Consider the following 414-nt stretch of genomic DNA (forward strand, 5'->3'; position numbering starts at 1 on the left):
AAACCCTTCGTATTTCGAGTAGCACCTTCTGAATGAGTGAGGTTTTCTTTGAATAAACTATCAAAAGGCTGCACGCATATTTTCATATCGTCAGCCATGCGGGATAAGTGGAGATCAAACATGCCACTCAATAAATTGATCGTGCCTTTAGCTTTAATAGCGGCACTACCAGAAAGTGATTGTTTACTGAACACTTCCAAAGGAGTTAGTGTTTGAGCTTTTAAACCGAGATCGCCTTTAAAAACAAAACCCTCCATTGTCCCTTGTAACCAAGAAGAAAAACCCTGAGCCGTAACACTCAGATCATGAATCAAAATTGGTTTATGCGAAACAATATCCGTATCTATATGCACATGAACCGCTTGGCTTAAATTTTCTACTAATGCTCCCTTAACTTTTTTAACCCCTTGAAGT

At 38.9% G+C, this 414-nt stretch carries 1 protein-coding gene; it reads right to left on the reverse strand.

Annotated features, from left to right (window positions below; all coding sequences use genetic code 11):
• Positions 1 to 414, reverse strand: a 414-nt coding sequence (locus J7R13_RS09140) for a hypothetical protein (RefSeq protein WP_208438335.1), incomplete at both ends; no start/stop codon positions are given.

Source organism: Bartonella taylorii 8TBB (assembly GCF_902825155.1).
GTDB classification, from domain to species: Bacteria; Pseudomonadota; Alphaproteobacteria; order Rhizobiales; family Rhizobiaceae; genus Bartonella; species Bartonella taylorii_A.